25 protein-coding genes and 5 pseudogenes are annotated in these 20,477 nt (G+C 59.2%); 16 read left to right on the plus strand and 14 right to left on the minus strand.

Features of this window, described 5'->3' with window-relative positions; all coding sequences use genetic code 11:
* Nucleotides 1-38: 38 nt before the first annotated feature.
* Nucleotides 39-400 (plus strand): annotated as a pseudogene (locus AU14_RS21315) (CPBP family intramembrane glutamic endopeptidase).
* Here AU14_RS21315 and AU14_RS09635 read toward each other — a convergent pair.
* The 4 genes and pseudogenes from AU14_RS09635 to AU14_RS09650 all read right to left on the minus strand — a co-directional run bounded on the left by AU14_RS09635 (nucleotide 391) and on the right by AU14_RS09650 (nucleotide 2,680).
* A complete protein-coding gene (locus tag AU14_RS09635) occupies nucleotides 391-810 on the minus strand; it encodes a DUF2721 domain-containing protein (protein WP_041340538.1) in 420 nt (139 codons plus the stop codon). The pseudogene AU14_RS21315 and the gene AU14_RS09635 overlap by 10 nt on opposite strands.
* A gap of 40 nt (nucleotides 811-850) precedes the next feature.
* Complete coding sequence (locus AU14_RS09640) at nucleotides 851-1,204, minus strand: gamma-glutamylcyclotransferase family protein (RefSeq protein WP_041340540.1); 354 nt, start codon at nucleotides 1,202-1,204, stop codon at nucleotides 851-853.
* A 10-nt stretch (nucleotides 1,205-1,214) separates the two neighbouring features.
* A pseudogene (locus AU14_RS23825) lies at nucleotides 1,215-1,791 on the minus strand (NnrU family protein).
* Between the two features lie 13 nt (nucleotides 1,792-1,804).
* On the minus strand, nucleotides 1,805-2,680 hold the full coding sequence (locus AU14_RS09650; RefSeq protein WP_041340542.1) for a LysR family transcriptional regulator ArgP: 876 nt from the start codon (nucleotides 2,678-2,680) through the stop codon (nucleotides 1,805-1,807).
* 104 nt (nucleotides 2,681-2,784) lie between these two features.
* Between AU14_RS09650 and AU14_RS09655 the strand changes: the two genes are divergently transcribed.
* Nucleotides 2,785-3,390: a LysE/ArgO family amino acid transporter gene (locus AU14_RS09655; protein WP_041340544.1), complete on the plus strand. Its 606-nt coding sequence runs from the start codon at nucleotides 2,785-2,787 to the stop codon at nucleotides 3,388-3,390.
* Nucleotides 3,391-3,509: 119 nt separating this feature from the next.
* The gene (locus tag AU14_RS09660; protein WP_041340545.1) at nucleotides 3,510-3,980 is read left to right on the plus strand and encodes a DUF4442 domain-containing protein; all 471 of its coding nucleotides are present in this window, start codon (nucleotides 3,510-3,512) and stop codon (nucleotides 3,978-3,980) included.
* A 55-nt stretch (nucleotides 3,981-4,035) separates the two neighbouring features.
* Here the strand turns inward: AU14_RS09660 and AU14_RS09665 are convergent, their stop codons facing one another.
* The 5 genes from AU14_RS09665 to AU14_RS21330 form a co-directional block, all read right to left on the minus strand.
* Nucleotides 4,036-4,539: a C40 family peptidase gene (locus AU14_RS09665; RefSeq protein ID WP_041340546.1), complete on the minus strand. Its 504-nt coding sequence runs from the start codon at nucleotides 4,537-4,539 to the stop codon at nucleotides 4,036-4,038.
* A gap of 74 nt (nucleotides 4,540-4,613) precedes the next feature.
* The gene (locus AU14_RS09670; RefSeq protein WP_041340547.1) at nucleotides 4,614-4,994 is read right to left on the minus strand and encodes a ribbon-helix-helix domain-containing protein; all 381 of its coding nucleotides are present in this window, start codon (nucleotides 4,992-4,994) and stop codon (nucleotides 4,614-4,616) included.
* Nucleotides 4,995-5,057: 63 nt separating this feature from the next.
* Nucleotides 5,058-5,627, minus strand: a complete 570-nt coding sequence (locus AU14_RS09675; protein WP_041340549.1) for a DJ-1/PfpI family protein — start codon at nucleotides 5,625-5,627, stop codon at nucleotides 5,058-5,060.
* A gap of 113 nt (nucleotides 5,628-5,740) precedes the next feature.
* On the minus strand, nucleotides 5,741-6,283 hold the full coding sequence (locus AU14_RS09680; protein WP_236743949.1) for an SOS response-associated peptidase: 543 nt from the start codon (nucleotides 6,281-6,283) through the stop codon (nucleotides 5,741-5,743).
* Nucleotides 6,280-6,408 (minus strand): SOS response-associated peptidase, encoded by a 129-nt coding sequence (locus tag AU14_RS21330; RefSeq protein ID WP_236743950.1) that lies wholly within the window; start codon nucleotides 6,406-6,408, stop codon nucleotides 6,280-6,282. Before AU14_RS21330 ends, AU14_RS09680 begins: the two co-directional genes overlap by 4 nt.
* Before the next feature lie 72 nt (nucleotides 6,409-6,480).
* Here AU14_RS21330 and arfB point away from each other — a divergent pair.
* Nucleotides 6,481-6,893: pseudogene (gene arfB / locus AU14_RS09685) on the plus strand (alternative ribosome rescue aminoacyl-tRNA hydrolase ArfB).
* Here the strand turns inward: arfB and AU14_RS09690 are convergent.
* Complete coding sequence (locus AU14_RS09690; protein ID WP_041340551.1) at nucleotides 6,890-7,960, minus strand: alpha/beta hydrolase; 1,071 nt, start codon at nucleotides 7,958-7,960, stop codon at nucleotides 6,890-6,892. The pseudogene arfB and the gene AU14_RS09690 sit on opposite strands and share 4 nt — an antisense overlap.
* Nucleotides 7,961-8,068: 108 nt before the next feature.
* Here AU14_RS09690 and AU14_RS09695 point away from each other — a divergent pair, with 108 nt between their 5' ends.
* The 6 genes and pseudogenes from AU14_RS09695 to AU14_RS09720 all read left to right on the plus strand — a co-directional run bounded on the left by AU14_RS09695 (nucleotide 8,069) and on the right by AU14_RS09720 (nucleotide 12,725).
* The gene (locus tag AU14_RS09695; RefSeq protein ID WP_041340553.1) at nucleotides 8,069-8,386 is read left to right on the plus strand and encodes a putative signal transducing protein; all 318 of its coding nucleotides are present in this window, start codon (nucleotides 8,069-8,071) and stop codon (nucleotides 8,384-8,386) included.
* A gap of 88 nt (nucleotides 8,387-8,474) precedes the next feature.
* Nucleotides 8,475-9,167 (plus strand): SDR family oxidoreductase, encoded by a 693-nt coding sequence (locus tag AU14_RS09700; RefSeq protein WP_041340554.1) that lies wholly within the window; start codon nucleotides 8,475-8,477, stop codon nucleotides 9,165-9,167.
* Nucleotides 9,168-9,303: 136 nt separating this feature from the next.
* Nucleotides 9,304-9,732, plus strand: a complete 429-nt coding sequence (locus AU14_RS09705) for an organic hydroperoxide resistance protein (protein ID WP_041340556.1) — start codon at nucleotides 9,304-9,306, stop codon at nucleotides 9,730-9,732.
* 60 nt (nucleotides 9,733-9,792) lie between these two features.
* A pseudogene (locus tag AU14_RS09710) lies at nucleotides 9,793-10,550 on the plus strand (SDR family oxidoreductase).
* A gap of 5 nt (nucleotides 10,551-10,555) precedes the next feature.
* Nucleotides 10,556-11,098 (plus strand): RNA 2',3'-cyclic phosphodiesterase, encoded by a 543-nt coding sequence (gene thpR / locus AU14_RS09715; RefSeq protein WP_041340557.1) that lies wholly within the window; start codon nucleotides 10,556-10,558, stop codon nucleotides 11,096-11,098.
* A gap of 58 nt (nucleotides 11,099-11,156) precedes the next feature.
* The gene (locus AU14_RS09720; protein WP_041340559.1) at nucleotides 11,157-12,725 is read left to right on the plus strand and encodes a bifunctional GNAT family N-acetyltransferase/carbon-nitrogen hydrolase family protein; all 1,569 of its coding nucleotides are present in this window, start codon (nucleotides 11,157-11,159) and stop codon (nucleotides 12,723-12,725) included.
* A gap of 14 nt (nucleotides 12,726-12,739) precedes the next feature.
* On the opposite strand, the gene rluF is transcribed toward AU14_RS09720, so the two are convergent.
* Nucleotides 12,740-13,780 carry a 23S rRNA pseudouridine(2604) synthase RluF gene (rluF, locus tag AU14_RS09725; RefSeq protein ID WP_041340561.1) on the minus strand — a complete coding sequence of 347 codons (1,041 nt, stop codon included), beginning with the start codon at nucleotides 13,778-13,780 and terminating at the stop codon, nucleotides 12,740-12,742.
* A gap of 216 nt (nucleotides 13,781-13,996) precedes the next feature.
* Here rluF and AU14_RS09730 point away from each other — a divergent pair, with 216 nt between their 5' ends.
* The 5 genes and pseudogenes from AU14_RS09730 (at nucleotide 13,997) to AU14_RS09750 (ending at nucleotide 17,761) form a co-directional block, all read left to right on the plus strand.
* The gene (locus AU14_RS09730; protein ID WP_041340562.1) at nucleotides 13,997-14,686 is read left to right on the plus strand and encodes a substrate-binding periplasmic protein; all 690 of its coding nucleotides are present in this window, start codon (nucleotides 13,997-13,999) and stop codon (nucleotides 14,684-14,686) included.
* Between the two features lie 10 nt (nucleotides 14,687-14,696).
* Nucleotides 14,697-15,302 carry an ABC transporter ATP-binding protein gene (locus AU14_RS09735; protein WP_041340563.1) on the plus strand — a complete coding sequence of 202 codons (606 nt, stop codon included), beginning with the start codon at nucleotides 14,697-14,699 and terminating at the stop codon, nucleotides 15,300-15,302.
* Nucleotides 15,289-16,093: pseudogene (locus AU14_RS09740) on the plus strand (ABC transporter permease). The gene AU14_RS09735 and the pseudogene AU14_RS09740 overlap by 14 nt, the downstream one beginning before the upstream one ends.
* Nucleotides 16,094-16,109: 16 nt before the next feature.
* Nucleotides 16,110-17,111, plus strand: coding sequence for a CobW family GTP-binding protein (locus AU14_RS09745; protein ID WP_041340564.1), 1,002 nt, complete (start codon nucleotides 16,110-16,112; stop codon nucleotides 17,109-17,111).
* Entirely contained in the window at nucleotides 17,108-17,761 is a 654-nt protein-coding gene (locus AU14_RS09750) for a class I SAM-dependent methyltransferase (RefSeq protein ID WP_041340566.1), read from the plus strand. Before AU14_RS09745 ends, AU14_RS09750 begins: the two co-directional genes overlap by 4 nt.
* Nucleotides 17,762-17,766: 5 nt before the next feature.
* Here the strand turns inward: AU14_RS09750 and AU14_RS21335 are convergent, their stop codons facing one another.
* The 3 genes from AU14_RS21335 to AU14_RS09760 are packed head-to-tail and all read right to left on the minus strand — an operon-like array spanning nucleotide 17,767 to nucleotide 19,166.
* The gene (locus tag AU14_RS21335) at nucleotides 17,767-18,252 is read right to left on the minus strand and encodes a hypothetical protein (RefSeq protein WP_236743951.1); all 486 of its coding nucleotides are present in this window, start codon (nucleotides 18,250-18,252) and stop codon (nucleotides 17,767-17,769) included.
* Nucleotides 18,201-18,764 carry a PA2778 family cysteine peptidase gene (locus AU14_RS21340; protein WP_236743952.1) on the minus strand — a complete coding sequence of 188 codons (564 nt, stop codon included), beginning with the start codon at nucleotides 18,762-18,764 and terminating at the stop codon, nucleotides 18,201-18,203. Before AU14_RS21340 ends, AU14_RS21335 begins: the two co-directional genes overlap by 52 nt.
* A complete protein-coding gene (locus AU14_RS09760) occupies nucleotides 18,765-19,166 on the minus strand; it encodes a PA2779 family protein (RefSeq protein WP_041340568.1) in 402 nt (133 codons plus the stop codon).
* A 245-nt stretch (nucleotides 19,167-19,411) separates the two neighbouring features.
* Here AU14_RS09760 and AU14_RS22805 point away from each other — a divergent pair, with 245 nt between their 5' ends.
* Nucleotides 19,412-20,476: a protein kinase domain-containing protein gene (locus AU14_RS22805; RefSeq protein ID WP_269079026.1), complete on the plus strand. Its 1,065-nt coding sequence runs from the start codon at nucleotides 19,412-19,414 to the stop codon at nucleotides 20,474-20,476.
* Nucleotide 20,477 lies beyond the last annotated feature (1 nt).

A 20,477-nucleotide genomic window follows, 5' to 3' on the forward strand; every position in this document is an offset into this window, starting at 1 on the left:
GCGTGCCCGGGTTATTTCCGGATAACCTCGAGCGCCAAATGCGCCACCTTTATGAATTTGCCGCCAGTTTTGGCTGGCCAGCGCTGGTTGCGCTGTCGATTGTTGCCGGGGTGGGGGAAGAGCTGCTCTTTCGGGGGGCGGTGCAAGGTTGGCTGACACAAAGCCTGGGAACTGGCGCGGCTATTGCCGTTGCTCGGTGCTGTTTGGCCTGGTGCACTACGTCTCGTTTACCTATTTCCTGGTGGCAACGGGGCTTGGGCTGTTGCTGGGCACGGCTTACGCGCTGTCAGACAGCCTGGCTCTGGTCATGATCTGGCACGCTATCTACGACATGATTGCACTGTTCTGCCTGCTTCGCTTTCCCCACTGGTTTGGCGTAAAACGCCACTTTCATCGTTGATCGCTTTCTTTCGCTGAAGCATCCTTGCGTGCTTCAAAATTGGCTAATTCAACGTTAATGGCGTTGGTGGATATCTGTATCTCGTAGAGCGAATACAGCAGCGACAAGGACAACAGCACCAGGCTGATGCCAAAGGCCACAACGCCCTGCAGCTCGGCGCCCAGAAACAGCAGAAACATGGAGACAGTGCACAGGAAAAAACTCAGCACTCCAAAGGCCTGCATGCGCTTGGTCAACGTGATGCGTTGCCGCAGCATGCCGATTTGTCGGGCAATGAGTGAGTGGTCCTCCTCGGAATCCATCTGTTTCAATTGCCGAATCAGCTGGGCGAGCACCATAAAGCGGTTGGTGTAGGCCAGCAACAAGAGCGAAATGGCTGGAAATAGCAATGCGGGCGTTGTCAGATCCAAAGCGGAGTCCTTGTATTCCGGGGTAAAGGTGAGACAAGCGCTACCAGTTGCCTGAAGCGATGCGCCGGTGGTTCGCCACCGGCCTGTTGTAAATATAGACCCACGCGAATCCAAACTGGGTGGGCATTTCCCGACGCAGGTACAAGCTTTCCTCGGGCGCCTGGGGGAAGAAGTCTTCAAGCCGGTCGAGCTGCCCCAGGGTTTGATCGTTAACCTCAAACACTTCGACTTTCACACCTTTCGAAGGCTCAGCCAGTGCGCCGGGGTATGGACCGAGGTCGTACAGTGTTACGCCAGTCAGCCAGTCTTCCCCGAGAAAAGTGGCTCCCCGTAGCAATTTGCTGTTGCTGCCGTCTCGTTTCAGCGTGCCATAGACTGCGACCCGTTGTGTCACGCCCGTATCCTCAACCCATGGAGACCGGAGACACACCGATCAGCCACTGGTGCGCCCAAACCACAGTAACCACGTAAACCGCCAATCCGGCAACGACCGCAATGATGTCGTTGGCTTTACCCGCGGGCAGGGTAGGCGTTGCGCGCTGGGGCCGACGCTTAAGCGAAATGCGGTCCACCACCGCCCAGGCCAGGAAGGTGCCGAACAAAAGCACATCATGCAGCATGCCGTTGGCCAGCAGGTGCGCCAGGGCCCAGAGTTTCACCGCAACCAGCATCGGGTGCTTGAGCGTGGTTTTGATACGGCCCGGCAGGTACGCAGCAAACAGCAGCGGAAACACTGGAATCAGGAGTAGTAGGGCCAGATGCCGCAGCTCCGGGCGGTGTGTAGAGCACTGTCGGTTCCAGTCGGGCGGCGCCGTAGCCGACAACGATCAGCACCAGGCCGATCAGTGCAATCACTGAGTAGAGACCTTTGAACGGCCCTTCACCGAGGGACGCCTGCAAGCGATTGCGCAGCGGTTCATTAACGATGGACAGCGAGTGAATGCCGAGAAACAGAACCAGGCCGGCGATCAGTGTAGCCATTCCCACAACTCCTCTATTGGGTAAACGTGTTGGCGGATGTCAGCGATTGGGTCAGTCGATCCATGATACCGCCGCCATGGCGCCAAAAGTGCCAGTATAGCTGTACCTGCAAGGACTTACCGGGGGCAATACTAACCAATTTCCCGGCATTGAGCTCCTCCCGCGCCTGCATTTCCGGGATCATGCCGTAGCCCATGCCCGCCAGTGCCAGCTTTACAAACCCCTCCGAAGATGGACACAGGTGGTGGGGAACGCTGCCGTGAAAACCACACTCGGCCAGAAACCGGTGTTGGAGCTGATCGTTGGGGCCGAAAACAATGGCCGGGGCGGTCTCCAGACTCTGCTCGTTGATGCCCTCGCTAAAATGCCGCCGAACATACTCCGGCGTGGCCAGCGGCAGATAGGTCATGCTTCCCAGCGGAACGCTGCGGGCCCCGGCGATCGGTTGCGGGCTGCTGCACAGGCAAGCGGCTACGTCGCCCTCACGCATGCGGCGCAATCCGATGTCCTGGTCTTCAATGACCATGTCCAGCAGCAGGCTTTCCTCGCTGCAGAACTTGCCGATGGAACTGGCCCACCAGGTGGCCAGGGTATCGGCATTGAGCGCGATTCTCAGCCGGGCAGAAGGTTCGGAGATGGCGGGAATCGAGCGGGCAAGGTCCCGCTCCAGTAGTTGCACTTGCTGGACGTGGTTCAATAGCCTCTGGCCGGCCGGCGTGGCCCTCAGTGTTGGGCTGCGCACCAGTACGGGCTGGCCCAGGCGGATCTCCAGGGTTCGGATGCGCTGGGACACGGCAGACTGGCTCAGGCCCAGAGCCGTACCGGCTTTTTCAAAGCCGCCACATTCTGTCACCGTGGCCAGCGCTTCCAGCAGTTTGTAATCAATCATAAGAAAAACTTATGCAGCATTACCAGTATGAATTTCAAGTATAACGATGAATGGCTATCCTTGCGCCACCAATTTATAAATTTGTCCTGGTCTGGAGTTGTGCTGTGCTGGAAAGTTATCTGACAGGTTTGGTGGTTTGTGGTGGCATCATCGTGGCCATTGGTGCCCAGAATGCCTACATTCTTGGCCAGGCAATTCGCCGTGAGCACCATTGGTGGTCGGCCGGGTTGTGCATGCTCGCCGACATCAGCCTGTTTACCCTCGGCATGTTTGGTGTCAGCGCCGCGCTGATGGCGATGCCCGAAGCCCTGCAGATTCTGCGCTGGCTCGGCGTTGTTTTCCTTGGCTGGCTGGCGATTCAGGCTTTCTACCGGGCAAGCCGGGGGCGGGTGGCCCTGGAAGTCGGTGAAATCAAGCGGCGCAGCCTGAAAGGGGTGTTGTTTACTACCCTGGCTGTCACTCTGCTGAACCCTCAAGTGTATCTCGATACCCTGTTGCTGATTCCCGCCATTGGCGCCCAGCAGGAAAATGCCACTACCTTTGTCGCCGGCGCCAGCAGCGCTTCCGTCATGTGGTTTGGTTTGATTGCCTGGGGCGGCTCTGCGTTGGCGCCGGTACTGTCGCGACCGTTGGCCTGGCGAATCATTGACGGTTTTATCGGTTTGATGATGGCAGGCATCGCCCTGCAGCTGGCCTTCGGCGGATTGTAACGACCGGCTGCCGACCACGCTGAAGACCAATCGACCGTATGGAATTCTGTTGCATGCGCCCGTGTCCTTGGAGAAGATAGCCTGCTACGTAAAACTGAACACTCTGCAGGGGCACATTTATGAACAGAAAAATCCGCCAGTGGTTCGCCAGCGCAAGCGCTTTGCGCGGAATGCTCTCAACCTTTGCCCCTTACCTGGGCGCTGGCATCAAGGTCACCAAAGTTGCAGAGGATTTCAGCGCGGCCACGGTGGAGCTGCGTCAGCACTGGTACAACACCAACTACGTGGGCACGCACTTCGGCGGTTCGCTCTACAGCATGGTTGATCCCCACTACATGCTATTGCTCATGCGTCGGCTCGGCACGGGCTATATCGTGTGGGACAAGTCAGCGAGTATCGATTTCATCCGGCCGGGCAAGGGCACCGTCCGCGCCCATTTTGAGCTCACCGACGAGCGGGTTGAAGAGATCCGAAGAATGACTGCTGAGGGCGACAAGTACCTCCCGGAGTGGGACATCGACATCCTCGATGAAAGCGGAGAGCTGGTCGCTCGGGTGCACAAGGTGCTGTACGTGCGCAAGAAGCGGTAGTGACGAAGCCGCAGTAAAAAAAAATAACTGTGTAGAAACCCAGTGCTTGTGGGCTTCAGTCGAACCGACGGGCCTGGGTAAACCGGTCTTTCCAGTAATAGCCGTTGAGTTCTGACAGCGTCACGCCGATAGACGTTGACGCGTGCATGAAGTGATTGCCACCCATATAGATGCCCGCGTGCTGCTCCTTGCCACCAATACGGAAGAACACCAGGTCGCCCGGTTGAATCTCGCTGGGAGGAACCACCTCGCCATGTCGAAGCATCTGTGAGGTTGTTCGCGGCAGTTGCTGGTCCAGCCCTTCCCGAAAAGCCGTGGTGATAAACCCGGAACAATCGAAACCCTCGGCGGAGGTGCCGCCGTACTCGTAGGGTACACCCACATAGCGTTCATAGACCTGCCACAGCTTGTCAGTCTTGTCGGACGCTGCTCCTCGGGCCTCAACCGGAATTGGCCAGGTATCGGCGGGCTCGGTGCGCAGATTCTGGTTGCTGGCACAGCCGCCCAGCACGAATGCCAGTACCAGCAGAATGAGGGATTGTCTGAGCTTGAGGGGCATTCACTGACTCCGGGCAATTGAACCTGGCCCAACCTTATTACTGAAAGCGCCGGATGTCAGGTTACGGTTAATTCTTAATGTGTTGATTTACTCGGAGACTTGCCGGGCAGGTGTGCACCGGCGGTTTTTTCGAGGATGCGGTCGGCGTCCAGCGTTGCGATCGGCACACGGGTATCCCGGGGGATGTCACCGCTCAGTTGCAGAGCCAGATAGCGCATGGCGCACACCCGCAGGAACGAGGTGAAATTGCCAAGATCGTGCCCGGCATCGATGGATTCGTGGTAGAGCCGGGTAATCATCTGGGGCAGGTTCATACCGTCCCGCTCGGCCAGCTCCCCGAGCACGTTCCAGAAGGTATTTTCCATCCGCACGCTGGTTACCATGCCATCAATGCGCAGCGAGTGGGTTTTGCTAACCCACAGCTCAGGGTCGGCGTTGACGAACAGTTTGCACATGGTGGACCTCCTGTCTAGGTCTGGCAAAGGCAAGGCCGGGCTGTTGCCCGGCCTTTAGCCGGCTTACTTTTCCAACAGCTTGAAGAACTGGGCCAGCCAGGCCGGATGGGCTGGCCATGCCGGCGCTGTCACCAGATTAGCATCGGTCACGGCCTGATCAACCTCAATGCTGGCGAAGCTACCACCGGCCAGTTCCACTTCTGGCTGGCAGGCGGGGTAGGCGGAGCATTTACGACCTTCGAGCACGCCAGCGGCGGCCAGCAGCTGGGCGCCGTGGCAGATGGCGGCGACCGGCTTTTCAGTTTCGAAGAAATGCCTAACCAGATTCTGGACATCCTTGTTCAGGCGCAGGTATTCCGGTGCCCGGCCGCCCGGAACCACCAGGGCGTCGTAGTCCGCCGGGTTCAGGCCGTCAAAATCGGCGTTCAGGGCAAAACGGTGACCCGGTTTCTCGGTGTAGGTCTGGTCGCCTTCGAAATCGTGGATGGCGGTCGCCACGTTGTCACCGGCTTTCTTGTCCGGGCATACCGCATGAACGGTGTGGCCGACAGCCTGCAGCGCTTGAAAGGGCACCATGGTTTCGTAGTCTTCGGTGAAGTCACCGGTAATCATCAGAATCTTTTTCCCGCTCATGTTTCTCTCCTTGTGGTTGTTCGTCAGAGCAGCCGGCAAAGCCTCGGGCGCGGCTCGGAAAACCATAGCAGCGCCTCTGGAGCAGCGGGTATTAGCGGGATACTACAGGTGAGTCAGGCGCGCTTGATCAGGTCTGGTGAGTCGTGGCGTGCATTGTTGACCGCCGTGGATACCCTTAATTCTTCCAGTTGTTCCGTGGGCAGGCGGCGGGTCACAGAGCGGATGCTGTCACGATCGGTGCGGCTGGGGTCCAGCCATTCCTGCAGGCAGCTGGGGTCGAGCACGACTGGCTGACGATCGTGAATGTGCTTGAGTGTCTCGCTCGCCGGCTCGGTGATGATGGCGCAGGCGCTGGTGTTATCGCCCTCTTTCGGGGTCCAGATGCCGGCAAAGAAAATAGCCGGGTTCTGTTTCGGGTTGGCCGGAGTGATGTAGTGAGGTTCCTTACCAGATGGGGTCTGGCGCCACTCGTACCAGCCGTTGGCCGGAATCAGACAGCGGTGGTGGGCAAAAGCGTCACGGAAGTAGCTGGAAGTGGCCACGCTTTCGGCGCGGGCGTTGATCGGGGTGGGGGCCTTGTCGCCGGCCCAAACCGGGCGGAAGCCCCAGTCGGAGTGGGTCAGCAGGAGCGGGCCGTTCATGGTCGCGCGGATCATGCGATGCCGACGCCCGGCGGGATGTTATAGCCGGGTTCAAAGTGGCCATCGATCTCCAGGCCGTCCGGGAAGAAGTCGTTGATCAGTGTTTCCGGAGGCGTGTAATAGGTGAATCGTCCGCACATATCGGAATTACCCTGTTTCGAGGCCAGTTAAAGGGCGGCGCCTTCTGACCCCGGATTTGTTATCCTTGGGCCATGCTGAAACTGTCTAATGCTGTTGAAATTGCTGACTGGGAGCTTGATATCACCCAGATCCGTGCCCAGGGGGCCGGCGGCCAGAACGTGAATAAAGTGGCCTCTGCCGTTCACCTGCGGTTTGATATTCTGCACTCCAGCCTGCCGCCGTTCTACAAGGAACGGCTGATGTCGCTGAACGACCAGCGCATCAGCAAGGACGGCATCCTCATAATCAAAGCACAGTCCTTCCGAACTCTCGAGCTGAACAAGGAAGACGCGCTGAAGAGGTTGAAAGACTCATCCTCGAGGCGGTAAAACCGGTAAAGGCTCGTCGTCCTACCAAGCCGTCCCGCTCGGCACAGCGCAAACGGGTTGACCGCAAAACCCAGAAAGGTAAAACCAAGTCCCTGCGCGGCAAAGTTCAGGTCTAAGCGGTCTGGGCCGGTGACCGACCGGCTTCTACTTTCTGCAGGAATTCCCCGATGTCCTCAAAGGCGTCGTCCGCTTCCGGCAGTAATGACACAAAAATGTGCCAGACATGCACCATGCCCGGCCAGGTATGCAGCTCCACTGGCGAGCCCTCAGCCTGGGCCTTGGCGGTATAGCGTCGGGCATTGTCCAGCAGCATCTCGCTGTCGCTGGCGTGAATAAGTATGGGCGGCAGGTTGCGCAGATCCCCCCGCACCGGGGACGCCACGGCGCTGGCCGGAGACACACGGAATGCGGCCAGGGTGGCCCACCAGATTACCGGCAAGGGAATCCGAGACAGCCCCCCGAAGGCCGGCCCCAGCAGTGGGTCAGTGCTAATGTTGTCACGATTGCTGGGCGCGGTAAGGGTCAGGTCGGTCGACGGCGACAGCGCCACTCCCGCATCGGCCTGGGGCAGTCCATTGTCGCGAATCCAGGCCAGCAAACCGAGGGTATGACTTCCGCCCGCGGAATCCCCGGCCACCACCATGAATGAAGCATCTCCGGGGCCGTCCGGTCCATGCTTCAGCAGCCAGGTGTAGGCTTTCCGGCAATCGCGCACGCCATCCATATAGCGGTTTTCTGGCATCAACCGATAATCCACCGCGAACACGGCTGCGTTGGCCAGGTGAGATAAACGGTCGGTAATACCCCGGTGGCTTTTCGGGCTACCCGCTGCCCAGGCGCCGCCATGGATGTACAGGATCCGGCGACGAGGATCGGCGCCGGGTGCGATCACCCATTCGCCCCTGGGTTCGTCATTGGCCCGGAATTCGGCCTGCAGGTCCAGGCCCTCACTGAGCCCATCCATGTGTTTGCGCAAGGCCGCCAGGCGGGCCTTGCCTCGAAGTCCCCGGGAACTTTGTCCAAGTTCGCGGATCCTGCCAAGGACCTCATGGTGGGCATCGCTTGGGGAGCCCTCCCGAATCGGGTGATCGTGCTGGTCGAGGTGCGACAGGTCTTCAACCCTGAACAGAATCAGGGTAGTGATGATAAAGAGAGCAATGATGGCCAGGAAAAACCAGAGCATGGGCGGTCCGTCTCAGATTGGCCCCGGGCGTGGGGGCGAACTATCCTTCAAATAATACCCGCTGTTCAGGCGGGTGCTGCCCTCAAAGATCACAGAAGGAGTAGGGCGATGCAAATAGCTTACCGGGCCAGAGACATCACCGAAGCCCATATTGTTGCTGGATACCTCAATGCCAACGGTATTGAGGCTCATGTGGGCGGACATTACCTGCAGGGAGCCATGGGCGAAATCGGCGCCGCCGGCTTCAGCAATGTTCATGTCGATGACGATGACCTGTATCGCGCCCGGGAACTGGTGCGGGAATACGAATCGGGCGGGCGTGCCGCCGTGGCGTCCGATGATGATGACGACAAACCGGATTTCTACGCCCGCTGGTTTCTGCTGGCGCTCGCCATCGTTGCAGTTGTTCTGATCAACGCCTACTGATCTCGCCCTGTCTTTGATGCATCACTGATCGGTCGCGCCCTTGCGGCCGTAGTTTCTTCGACACGTTCATCACAAGGAGAAAAGGTTTATGGCCAATCAGCCAGTTATGCTTATTACAGGCGCATCCTCGGGCATCGGTGCCGCCACGGCACGGGCAGCTGCCGAGCAGGGTTATCGGCTGGTGCTGGCGGCGCGGTCTGAAGCCAAACTCAGTTCACTGGCCGAGGAATTGGGCGGCGCCGATCAGGTGCTGACGGTCCAGTGCGATGTTCAGGACAGCGACGATCAAAAAGCCATGGTGGATGCAGCGCTGGCCAAGTTCGGCCAGATTGATGCGGTGTTCGCCAATGCCGGTCGCGGTGGTGAGCCCGGTGGCTTCAGCAAGGCTGATCCCGAGGTTTGGAAGGACATGATCCTGACCAACATCTATGGCGTGGGCCTCACCCTGCAGCATTGCCTCCCGGCGCTCCGGGAAAGCAAGGGCCAGCTGCTGCTGACCGGTTCGGCCGCCGGTCGGGTGACCATCCCCGGCTCCATGTACAGTGCCACCAAGTGGGCAGTATCAGCGATTGGCTATGGTGTACGAGAAGAACTTCGCGGCTCTGGCATCCGAGTTACGCTCATTGAACCCGGCATGGTCGATACACCGTTTTTCGACGAGCAACCGGAACATGCCCTGAAGCCTGAAGATGTGGCCAGCGCGGTCATGTACGCGGTCTCTCAGCCGGCCCATGTGGATGTGAACGAAATTCTGGTGCGGCCGACTCCGGCTGAGAAATAACCGCTCGCCAGATTCCGCACGAACTGAAAAGCCAGCTCAACGGCTGGATGCAACATCTGTATCATCATCTGAATTCCGGCAAGGCCTGAGAGTCTGATCTCAGGTTGCATCATCAACGAAGAGCAAGGAGAGTGTAATGTCCATTGAACAAGTAGTGTATCGCGCCTCAGCAGAAGCCACAGGTGGTCGGGATGGCCGCGCCATCTCCTCCGACGGCGTACTGGATGTGGAACTGACCACCCCGAAAGAGCTGGGCGGAGCTGGTGGCAAGGGCACTAACCCGGAGCAGCTGTTCGCCGCAGGTTATTCCGCCTGCTTTATCGGTGCCATGAAGTTTGTCGCCGGTCGCGACGACCTGGCGATGCCGGAAGATGCCTCCATCGAAGGCGTGGTAGGCATTGGCCAGATTCCCGGCGGCTTTGGTGTTGAAGTTGAGCTTCGCATCAGCCTGCCCGGCATGGATGACGCCCAGGCCAAGCAGCTAATTGATGAAGCCCACAAGGTATGCCCGTACTCCAACGCTACCCGTGGCAACATCGACGTTACCCTCAAGCGCGTCGACTAAACTGAATGAGCGCTTGCGGCTGCCGGGAAACCCTGGCAGCTGTGGTTTCAGGAGACCACCATGAACCAATCTGACCAGGTCGCGCTGGTGACCGGTGGCGCAAAAGGCATAGGCCGTGGCATCGTTCAGTACCTGGCGCAGCAAGGCTGGCGTGTGGTGTTCTGCGACACCGACACCCAGGTTGGTGAGGAACTGGCCCAGGCCGGTTCCGGCCAGCTGAAGTTCGTCCCAACCGATGTTGCCCGGGAACCCGATGTTGAACGCCTGCTGCAGGCAACCCTGGAGTGGGGTGGCCGGCTGGACGCCGTCATCAACAACGCCGGGATTGCGAATCCGGAGACCGGGCCCATTGAGAACCTGAGCCTGGAAGACTGGCAGCGCCGCCTCGACGTAAACCTGACCGGCCCCTTTCTGGTCACCAAACACGCCGTACCCCATCTCAAAAAAAGCCGCGGTGCCATCGTCAACATGGCCTCGACCCGCGCCCTGCAATCCGAACCGGACACCGAAGCCTACGCCGCCACTAAAGGGGGATTGTCGCGCTGACCCATGCGCTGGCCGTCAGTCTTGGCCCGGAAATCCGGGTGAATTGCGTCAGCCCGGGCTGGATCGACACCCGCGCCCATCAGGGCAGCTCCGAGGGCGTGCCACCGCTGACCCAGGATGACCACAGCCAGCACCCGGCCGGGCGCGTCGGGGTGCCCAATGACATCGCCGCACTCGTGGACTACCTGATCTCGCCTAAAGCCGGCTTCATTACAGGGCAGAACTTTGTGGCCGACGGGGGCATGGTTCGCAAAATGATCTACGAGGATTAGTACACATGCAGCGTCTGTTCTTTGCCCTGGAGATGCCAGAGCCGGTCCGGGAGAAATTGCTGCGCATCAAGGCGCCGGTGGCCGGGGCCCGATGGCAGAGTGATGCGCAACTGCACCTGACGCTGCTGTTCCTTGGCAATGTGCCGCCAGAGACGGTGCCAGACATCAGTCTGGCCCTGCGGGAACTGTCATTGCGGCAGTTCGATCTACACGTATGCGGGCTGGGTTGCTTTGGCCAGCCGGACACTCCCCGTAACCTCTGGGCGGGCGTCTCTCCCGAAGCGCCTTTGATAGCTCTGCAAGCAGCACTTAAAGAACGCCTGAACCATCTCGGGTTCTCGTTCGAGAAGCGCCCGTTCAGGCCTCACATAACTCTGGCACGTTTTAAAAAACAGCCAGGCTCAGTACAGTGGCTGCTCACCGAACATGGTCAGGACGATTTTGGCGTTGTACCGGTCCGGGACTTTGTCCTTCTGCAAAGCACCCAGGGATCCAGGGGCTCCGATTACACCGTGCTCGAGCGTTTCCCCCTCATCGAATCTCCTTGACGAAACTGGCTTGCCTCACCAAAGATGAAGGTACTTCTGCGCCTTCTTTGAGGTGTTTATGTGTCCTCCGTTTTCGGATCCCGATCAGCGCTTGTTCGTGCGCAATGCGTCCCTGTCTGACCTTTCCGGAATAATCGCCCTGAGCCGTCGTGTCTACGAAGGCACGGGCATGTACGGTTACTCCAAAGGCCCACTAACCGGCCAAATCAATACCTTCCCCGATGGCCAGTTCGTGGCCATGCTCGGGGACACGGTGGTGGGTTACTGCGCGACCTTCCGGATCTCGGGTGAGATTGCGCTCGGGCCCCACGACTGGACCTCCATCACCGGCAATGGCTACGCCTCCCGCCACGATTCGGAGGGGGACTGGCTCTATGGGATGGAAGTGTGTGTGGACCCCGAATGCCGCGGTTACCGTATTGGTGAGCGCCTGTACAACGAGCGTAAACAACTTTGCCAAAGGTTAGGCTTGCAAGGAGTGGTGTTTGCGGGGCGCCTGCCAACCTTGCGCAAGCGGCTGAAAAAATACGATTCGGTAGAGGCCTACATCGAAGCCATCAAGTCCAAGGAACAGTCCGATCCGGTGCTGTCGTTCCAGCTTCATAACGGCTTCGACGTCCACGGGGTCATTCCCCATTACCTGGATTCCGATCACGATTCCCTGGGCTACGGCGTTCATCTGGTCTGGCGTAATCCGAAAGTGCCCCAGGCGGGCCCTGAAGAAAAAGCCAAGCGCTATGGCAAACGCATGCCGGACACGGTGCGTGTGGGCACTGTTCAGTATCAGCAGCGCCCGGTGGCGTCGTTCGATGAATTTAGCGACATCGTCCGTTATTTCGTCGATGTAGTGTCCACCTACAAGGGCGATTTTGTGGTGTTTCCGGAGCTGTTCACCCTCCAGTTGCTCTCCATCGAGCGGCGGGAGGGCAGCGCGGCCGACGCGTTTGCGGCGGTTACGCACTATGCCGGCCGCTTCCGCGACCTGATGCGGGACCTGGCGCTCAGGTACAACATCAACATCATTGCCGGCTCCACGCCGGTGCGGGAAGAAGACGGCACTGTGCACAACACGGCGTTCGTGTGCCTGCGCGATGGCCAGGTGTTTACCCAGCCCAAAATTCACCCGACGCCGAACGAGGCCTACTGGTGGAACGTACGGGGTGGCAATCGGGTCAGCGCCATCGAGACCGACTGCGGCCCCATTGGCGTACTTATTTGTTACGACGCGGAGTTCCCGGAGCTGACCCGTCACCTGGTGGATCAGGGCGTGCAGATCGTCTTCGTGCCTTTCTGCACCGACGAACGCCAGAGTTATCTGAGGGTGAGGTATTGCTGCCAGGCGAGGGCGGTGGAGAACCAGGTTTACGTGGTGCTGTCTGGCAATGTTGGCAACCTGCCCAATGTGCCGAACATGGAAATCCAGTACGGCCAGAGCTGCATTCTCACCCCCTGTGATTTCCCGTTTGCCCGGGACGGCATCGCCGCGGATACCGAGCCCAATGTGGAAACAGTCGCGTTCGCCGATCTGAGGCCGGAAGTGCTGATCACCGCGCGCAACAGCGGCACGGTGAAGAATCTGCAGGATCGCCGGCACGACCTCTATAGCGTGAACTGGCGCGGGGAGTAGCCAGGCCGGCGCGGCTATCGTTTGGTGCTGCGCTGGCGCTGTTTTTTTGGCTTGCCTCGTCCCGGAGCAGAGGAACCCGGGCGGCCAGCGGGTTTGCCCGAAGGTTTCCCAGACGGCTTGCCCGCCGGTTTCCCTGAAGGTTTGCCTGAAGGCTTGGTGCCGGCGCCAGGTTTGCGGGGTTTGCCACCCGGGCGTTTGCCGGGCGCCGAACCGGCAGGCTTGTTCTTGCCGGATGGCTTACCATGTGAGTTGCCACGTGAGTTGCCACGTGAGTTGCCACGTGAGTTGCCAGGCTGGCTGCGGATCTGCTTCCGGGCACCGGCCGGTGCTTCGGACGAGGAATCCTTGATGGCGTCAAACAGCACCGCCAGTTCTTTATCGGTGAGGTCGCGCCACTGGCCCACGGGCAGCCCACCCAGGCTGACGTTCATAATGCGCACCCGCTCCAGCTTGGTCACCTCGTAACCAAAGTGCTCACACATCCGGCGGATCTGCCGGTTCAGGCCCTGTACCAGGGTAATCCGGAACACGAAGCGGGATTCCTGCTGCACCTTGCACTTCTTGGTGACCGTTCCGAGGATTGGTACGCCATTGGCCATGCCCTGCACGAACTCCCGATTGATGGGACGATCGACGGTGACCAGGTATTCCTTTTCATGGTTGTTGCCGGCGCGCAGGATCTTGTTCACCAGGTCGCCGTTGCTGGTCATGAAGATCAGGCCCTGGGAATCCTTGTCCAGTCGCCCGATCGGGAAAATTCGGGTGCTGTGGCCGACAAAACGCTGGATGTTGTGGCGCTCGGCGTCGTCGGTGGTGCTCACCACGCCTACGGGTTTGTTCACTGCGATAAACACCAGATCTTCTTCAGCCCGGGGTTCAATTACCTGGCCATTTACTTTCACCGTGTCAGTCGGCAACACCTGATCGCCCACGGTGGCCCGTTTGCCGTTGATAAACACGTTGCCCTGCTCAATGTAACGGTCGGCCTCCCGCCGCGAGCAGAGTCCGCTTTCGCTGATGTATTTGTTCAAACGGGTGGAAGAGCTGTTGGTCATCGGGGGTCCGTTGGGTGACTGAGTGCGCCCATGATAACAGGGGTATAGCGGGCTTACAGCCTTGCGGCTGGCGGTTTTTTCCTGGGTCTGCGATGATTCCGGCTCTGATCTATACCAACTGGCAGGTGAGCGTAGTCCGTGATAATCAAACTTATTTCTGCCCTTTTTCCAGCCAGCCTGTGGCGCCTGCCAACACTCTCTCTATTTTTGGTATCAATGACAGTAGCTTCTTTTGCGTCCGCGGAACGCCTGCGTCTGGTGACCGAAGAGTGGCCGTCGCTGATCGACAATACTGACGATGGCCCGGCGGGCATCTTGTGGGAAATCTCCCGGGATGTACTGACCAATCTGGGGTATGAGGTGAGTCTGGAGTTCGTACCCTGGAAACGAGCTCTTCGAATGGTGCTAGAAGGTGAGCGAGACGGCATCGTTGGCATCGGCATTACTGAAGAGCGGGCTTCACGGTTGCGCTTTCCAGACGAGATTTTACTGATCAGTGAAACCGTGGTGGTGTCCCGAAAAGATCGTTACGTGGTTTACTCGGGCCCTGAATCGCTGGCGGGATTGCAGGTCGGCATTTCGCCTGGTTACAGCTATTACGGAGCCATTCGAGATGTCACTAATTTTGAGCGAGTCTCCATGCCAGGTATTGATTCCGGGGTGAGGATGCTCATGCTTGGGCGTATTGACGCCATGCTGTCGAACCACTACGTGATAATGGCGGAAGCCCAAAGGCAGGGTGTGAGCGACGATATTGTTGTGTCTGAACTGCCAATAAGCCGTGGCCCGCTCTACCTGGCGTTCCGTCAGGGAGTGCCGGAGGATTTCGTGGTCAAATTTTCCAATGCCCTGAAACGCTATAAAGCGGCTAATCTCATCACCGAACGTCCATCAAGCGGGCTCTGACGGGATAGCAGTGACAACACTAACACTCGATAACATTTCGGTCGGCGCGCTGGAGGGGGTGAACCTCTCCCTTCAGGGCGGCGACATTGTCTGTGTCTCTGGGCCATCCGGCTCTGGCAAGAGTCGTCTGTTGCGGGCCGTGGCGGATCTCGACCCGCACCAAGGCACTGTGGTGCTGGATGAGGTGCAGCAGGGATCGATGCCGGGCCATTGCTGGCGCCGGCAGGTGATGATGGTGCCCGCCGATAGCCAGTGGTGGTATGAAGACGTCGGCGCCCACTTCGAACCAGAACAGCGCACACTCCCCAGTGCCTTGGGTTTGCCCCCGGAAACCATGAACTGGACCGTTAACCGGTTGTCATCCGGCGAGCGTCAGCGGCTTGCCATTGCGCGCGCGCTGGCACGTCAGCCTCGGGTTCTGCTGCTGGATGAGCCAACGGCGAATCTGGACCAGGATATGACCCATCAGGTGGAGAACTGGCTGCTGGAGGAAATTCGCGCCCGGGACCTGATTGTGATCTGGATCGCCCACGACATCGGCCAGATCGAGCGAGTTGCTAGCCGGCACTACCACATCCAGGGCAGCACACTGGAGCCGGTTCATGGAAGTCATTGATCTCGCCTGGTGGAAACTGGCGCTGACAGCGCTGCTGGTTCTGGCGTTGGCCGGCGTAAGCCTGGCGACCCGGCTGGGTATTGGGCGCAGCCTGCTGATCGCTGCCAGCCGAACCGTTATCCAGCTGGCGCTCATCGGGCTGGTGCTGGAGGCCCTGTTTGCGTCTTCGGAATTTTATTGGATTGCCCTGCTGGCGCTAATTATGCTGCTGGTGGCCGGCCGTGAAGTGATGGCGCGGCAGCAGCGACGCCTGAGTGGCATCTGGGCGTTCGGGATTGGTACCGGTGCCATGTTCGTGTCCTCGTTCACGGTGACGGTGCTGACCCTGGTGGTGGTGATCGGACCAGAGCCTGGTATGCGCCACAGTACGCCATCCCGCTGCTGGGCATGATGCTGGGCAACACCATGACCGGCGTAGCTTGAGCCTGGACCGGCTGAACGAATCGGTCTGGAGCCAGCGCACGATCATCGAAAACCGGCTGATGCTCGGTGAACCATGGAACCAGGCCCTGGAAGATATTCGCCGACACGCCATGCGCAGCGGTATGATGCCTTCCATCAACGCCATGGCCGCCGCCGGCATTGTCAGCCTGCCCGGGATGATGACGGGTCAGATTCTGGCTGGCAGTCCACCCGCCATTGCGGTGAAATACCAGATCCTGGTGATGCTCACGATTACTGTCGGCACCGGATTCGGCACCCTGATGGCGGTATCCTGGGGCAGCCGCCGGCTCTTTGATGATCGTGAGCGGCTGCGGCTGGACCGACTGGTGCACCAAAAGAACCAATGAGGTTAGACCCCCTTCCATGAAACAACCCATTCCTACCAACTTGATCCTCGGTTTCCTAGGCGTTGGCAAGACCACCGCCATACTGGATCTGCTGAAAACCAAGCCTGAGGGCGAAGTCTGGGCCGTGCTCGTTAACGAGTTTGGTGAAGTCGGCATAGACGGCGCCATGTTGCAGACCGAGGGCGCCTTCATTCGTGAGGTACCTGGTGGCTGCATGTGTTGTGTTGCCGGTCTGCCCATGCAGATTGGTCTGAATATGTTGATCCAAAAGGCCAAGCCGGACCGCCTGATCATCGAGCCCACCGGCCTTGGACACCCGGCAAAAATCCTGGAAACCCTGACTGCCGAGCACTACGCCGATGTGCTGGCATTGGGCCCGGTCATCACCCTGGTGGATCCGCGCAAGCTGGAAGACACTCGGGTGCTGGAGAATGTTCAGTTCCGGGATCAGGTCGCCGCCGCGGATATTCTGGTCGCCAATAAGACGGATGTGGCCTCGCCGGAGCAAATTGAGGGCTTTGATCGCTGGGCCGCTGAGCTGGCACCGGCCAAGAAGGCGATTTTCAAGACCCATCATGGCAGGCTCCGCCCGGAGTGGCTGGATGGCGAAACCAGCCTGCCAGCTGTCAGCTCGCCCCATGCCCACGATCACCATCATGCCAAGACGGTGGCGCCTGCGCCGGATATCACGGAGCAGCCTTGGCAACTGGTCAGAAATGAAGGGCAGGGCTATGTCAGCCTGGGCTGGCGCGTTCATCCGGAGATCCGATTCGACGAGCAGTCGCTGATGGCTCTGGCAATGGACAGCCGTTTTGAACGGTTCAAAGCTGTTGTTCACTGCATCGACGGCTGGCGGACCCTGAACATGGTCGACGGTTCGCTGTCGGTGTCAGAAAGCGACAGCCGTGAGTTATCCCGACTGGAAGCCATCAGCCCAGAGGCGCTGTCGGACGCCGAGCTGGATCAGGCTATGAAAGAAGCGGCTGGCGTGGCTGATGAGTGTGTTGCAACTCCATGACGGAATGCCCGGTATGCGAGCGAGGCCAGCTGGAGGACTTCCAGGTGGTCAAGTCCCAGCAATACCTGCGTTGTCAGGTCTGCGAGGCTACTTTGCTGGCGCAAGCCTGTCGGTTGTCAGCCTCTGAGGAACGGGCGATCTACGATTTCCACGAAAATGAGACCGAGGATCCGGGCTATCGGAAATTCCTGAGCAAACTGACCGAGCCGCTGCTGGAAAGTCTGGAACCGGGAATGGCCGGTCTGGATTTCGGCTGTGGGCCTGGGCCTGCGCTGGCCGGGATGCTCACCGAGGCGGGCATGGCAATGAGCCTGTACGACCCCTTCTTCCACGACTCGGCCCAGGCCCTGGAACGGGAGTACGATTTCCTGACCTGTACGGAGGTGGTGGAGCATCTGCATCAGCCGGCGCAGGTCTTCCGCCAGATGGATGGCCTGCTAAAGCCCGGGGGCTGGCTGGGTGTTATGACCTGCTTCCAGACCGACGACGCCCGCTTTGCGAACTGGCATTACCGGCGCGACCCCACCCACGTGGTGTTCTACCGGGAGCACACGCTGGCGGTCATCGCCGATCAACTGGGGTGGGAGTTGGTGGTGCCAAGAAAGGACGTGGCTTTGTTTCGAAAGGCCGGGACCCGCAAGGCTCACTGAATTTCTCAATCTTTGGTTTGAGGCAGGGCGGGGCAGGCCGGTACGGAGCACTGATTCACGTGTACTTTGTCTGATACTGATTCCACGTGCGATTCGAACCGTTCAGGAGCCAGCGCGGCGGCGCACTGCTGCGCTTTGGTTGCCTCCTCAGAGCAGCCCAGCTCACCGAGAGTGTGGGCAAGGTTGTTCCAGCCCACCGCTTCGTTCGGGAATTTTGTGACCAGGCGGTCAAAGTGCTTGCGGGCCTGCTGCACATGTTGGCGGGTGTAAGCGATGTTGCCCTGGCCCAGAATGGCGGCGGGTTGATCCGGCCAGCGGCGTTCGGCGGTGCGGTAGGCGGTCATGGCGGCATTGGTTTGGCCGGTGGTTTCCAGATCGTTGGCGGCACTCAGGTACTTTAATGGCTTTGCAGTTGCGGGAATCTGGTCTGGCGGCAGGATCACTGCGGCCCAGTTATCAGACCTGGCCCAGGTATTGGCAAACACTTCCACGCTGGCTTCATGACGCTCGCGGGTGCCGTGTGCAGGATGATGGTCTGTTTTTCCGGATCAAAACCCATCACGACCGCAAAGTGCCACTGCGGCCACCAGTTGTAGAACAGGTTCTGCATGACCAGCACCGGGTTGCCGGCTTCCACCTCACGCAGCAGACTGTCCAGCTTGCCATCCAGAATATAGACCAACATGTTGTGGGACCTTGCCGCGGCCACCATTTCCACCTGCAGAGAGCCTTCCCGGCCGGGTATGTACACCAGCTCCCGCAGTATATCCGGGTTGGTGTTCAAACCCTGACTGTTGAGCATCATCGCCAGGGCAGCCGGGCCGCACTGATAAAGCTCTTGAGGATAGAAAGGGACATCCTCCAGCACCGTGCGCGTCTGCAACGACAGGTTGCTGTCGTCAGTGGCAGGCCACTTTGGGGTTGTGCTGCAGCCGGCCAGCAGCAGGATCAGTAACAGGCTGATCAGGCCGCTGGCTGGCTTGGGTGTGAAGGGAAAGGACACTTACCGGATGCAGTGCACAAACGGGAAGATATCGGTCGCGCAGAGCATGTCTGTCACGATGAACACCAGCAGGAACAGCACGATGATGCCAACGACACCCTGGCCTGCAGGTGCTTCTGCCAGTTGCTGCTCAAACTCCGCCAGTTCTTGCGGGGTGAGGTTCTGGATACGGTCCCGAACCTGATCTTCGCTAACGCCCATATCGGCCAGCTTATCCTTCACTTCCTGTTTCTCCAGCATATCCATCAGCTGCTGACGATCGAGCTGGACTTCCTGTCCGGTAATCATTTCTCCAGTGCCGACCATGGCGGCGGTGGCTGTGGAGGACCAGACTGAACCGAGGCTCAGCATCAAGGCCATGAAAAACGAAACGTACCTAAGGTGCTTTCTAATACCGGACATCTTTGGCTCCTGTTTCTAATTGGTGTGATATGACGATAGTCCAGACATAGGTTATTGTTCAACATACAGTTTGGTCATCAACTGGATCTGCTGCCCGCGAAAAAGTAAATCTGCTGAACCTATTTGAAAATTTAGACCCGCCTCCCAGGTGAACAAACCCTTACAAAAAACACTTCTTTGGCGCTATCACCCGGCCCTGACTGTTTCTAAACTAGCCAGATCAACCATTTACAGATAAGTGACTCGTGAACGCTCTATTCTACCTGTGCTCGCACCTGTTTAGCCTGAGGTTGTTGCTAGTTCTGGCAGCCGTGGTGCTTGCCCTGGCGGGCGGGCAGCTGGAATTCCTCAGCTGGGCCGATCGGGTTTTCCTGGGCCTGATGGGTGCTCCTGACACCGGCAATGGGCCGGTGCCCATCCCGCCCGGTGCGGTGTCAGACACCTTGGCGGCACGGGCGATCTCGGAGCCATTGTGGTCCGAGCTAGGCATTGGTATCGCCCTGGTGCTGTCTTCGCTTTACCTCGCATTAGCCATTCCAAGAATGGGCGTGGCGGTAGCGCTGCCGGTCACGCTGCTTCTGGGTGGTTGCCTGGTGGTGTTGCAGGCCGCGCTGACCTTCTATCGGAATGAGTGGCTACCCCTGGGCGAAGTGATCACCCTGTTGGTGGCGGGTTTTGTCGTGATGCTGTTCTGGCTCCAGCCCAATCGTGAAATATGCTCGCTGAAAGCGAACGTGCAGGAAGCCCGGTTACGGTTGTCCCGGCTGTTGCTGCAACAGGGCCACACGGATGAAGCCGTCAGTGCGCTCCAGGGATGCCCCACCTGTGAGGACGCTCTGGAGCTGCGATACGACGTTGCGATCCAGCAGGAGCGCAAGCGTCAGTACGAAAAAGCCATCGCCAGTTACAGCCATATTCAGGAGCACCGGAAGAACTTCCGGGATGCCAGTGAGCGCCTGTCCGCATTGGAGAAGCTGTCGAACGAGTCTACCTCGATTCAGCCCAGCGGCTTCGACAATACCCGCACACTGCTGATGCCGGAACAGTCCCTGAGCCGCCCGACCCTGGGCCGTTACGAAATTGAGCGGGAGTTGGGTCGGGGCGCCATGGGCGTTGTGTTCCTGGGCAAAGACCCGAAAATCGCCCGCACCGTAGCCATCAAGACGCTGAGCTACCAGGCTTTCGACGATGGCCACCTCCCGGAACTGAAACAGCGTTTCTTCCGGGAGGCGGAGGCTGCCGGCCGGCTTGATCATCCCTCTATCGTGACCGTGTACGACGTCGGCGAAGAGGCTGACCTTGCTACATAGC

It is taken from the genome of Marinobacter similis (assembly GCF_000830985.1).
In the GTDB taxonomy this organism is placed as follows: Bacteria; Pseudomonadota; Gammaproteobacteria; order Pseudomonadales; family Oleiphilaceae; genus Marinobacter; species Marinobacter similis.